Raw genomic sequence first — 1,622 nt, 5'->3', positions numbered from 1 at the left:
CGCTGCCCGCGTCGTAGAATTCCAGGTCCTGCGCCGACGCGCCCCACGCCTGCAGCACCGGGTCCACCGCCGCCCAGGCGGCGTCGATATTGTCGGCGCGCTGGAACAGGGTCGCGTCGCCCGCCAGGCAGTCATAGAGCAGCGTCTCGTAGCCGACATTGGGCTGCAGGTCGAACGCGTCCTCGTACCGGAAACGGACCTGCACGCCGGCCAGGTCCATCGCCGGGCCGGGCCGCTTGGCCGCCATTTCGATCGTCAGGCCCTGGGCCGGCTGGATGTTCAGGATCATGCGGTTGGGCGGCAGGGACGCGGTTTCGGTCCCGCGGAAGATCGCGACCGGCGGCTTCTTGAACTGCACCACGATCTCGGTGCGGCGGCCGCCCAGCGACTTGCCGGTCCGCAGGTAGAACGGCACCCCCGACCAGCGCCAGTTGTCGACATACAGTTTCAGCGCTGCGTAGGTCTCGGTCACGCTGTCCGGCGCGACGCCGGGGCTGTCGCGATAGGCGGCGACCGGCTTGCCGTCGACCGTTCCGGCCCGGTACTGGCCGCGCACCGCATCCTGCGGGTCGATGGGGCGGACGGATTCGAACAATTGTTCCTTCGCCGTGCGCACCGTCTCGGCGGACAGGGAGGATGGCGGTTCCATCGCCACCATGGCGAACAATTGGAACAAATGATTCGGCACCATGTCGCGCAGCGCGCCGGTCGGTTCGTAGAATGCGCCGCGCTGCTCGACGCCGATGGTCTCGGCCGCCGTGATCTGCACGTGGTCGACATGGTCGTTCTGCCATAGCGGCTCGAAGATCAGGTTGCCGAAGCGCATCGCCAGGATGTTCTGGACCGTTTCCTTGCCCAGGAAATGGTCGATCCGGTAGATCTGGCGCTCGTCGAGCACCGAGAGGATCTGCCGGTTCAGCGCCTGCGCGGTGGCCAGGTCGGAACCGAAGGGCTTTTCGATCACCACCCGGCGGAAATGCCCGTCCTGTTCCCGCAGCAGGCCGGCCCGGCCCAGCGTTTCCACCAGCGGACCGAAGAAGCGCGACGGCACCGCCAGATAGAACACGGCGCTGCCCGGCAGGTGGGCCGCCAGCGCGCGGACCTGTTCGAGGTCCGAGAAATCCGCCTGTTGATAATCCAGGCGGTCGGCGATCCAGGACCAGACCTTGGCGTCGATGCTGGGCGCGTGGAATTCGGCATTCCGGTCGCGGGTGAAGTCCTGCATCGTCGCCGACAGCCCGTCGCGCCACGCGGCCGCGCCGCCCGCCGCGCGGTCGATGCCCAGAATGCGGAAATCCGGATCCAGCAACCCGTTGCCGGCCAGGTTGTACAGCGCCGGGATGAGCAGGCGCTTGGTCAGGTCGCCATGCGCGCCGAAGATGACCAGCGTGCAGGCCGGCGCGGGCCTGCTGCCCGATGGCGGAATGGCATGCCGGCTGCGCGCCGGCGACGATATGTCGCGAAAGAAGGACATGGCGGCATTACTCCTGGACAGCCGGTCGCCGGACCATAGGCGGGCGCGGGCGGGGCGTCCTTGCGCCAGATCACGCGCCGTTTGCCCGATCGCCCGGCCGCCCGATCGCCCGTCCGCCATGTGAACACCCCGCGCCGGAGCGGAGCAA

1 protein-coding gene is annotated in these 1,622 nt (G+C 68.4%); it reads right to left on the bottom strand.

Annotated elements, in window-relative coordinates:
- Positions 1–1,474, bottom strand: a 1,474-nt coding sequence (gene zwf, locus HUK84_RS17390; RefSeq protein ID WP_176641381.1) for a glucose-6-phosphate dehydrogenase, incomplete at its 3' end; no start/stop codon positions are given.
- Positions 1,475–1,622 lie beyond the last annotated feature (148 nt).

Origin of the sequence: Nguyenibacter vanlangensis, assembly GCF_013376155.1 — a bacterium.
GTDB lineage: Bacteria > Pseudomonadota > Alphaproteobacteria > Acetobacterales > Acetobacteraceae > Gluconacetobacter > Gluconacetobacter vanlangensis.
Note: the sequence above shows the minus strand (reverse complement) of the source record. Positions and strands in the feature narration are given on the sequence as shown.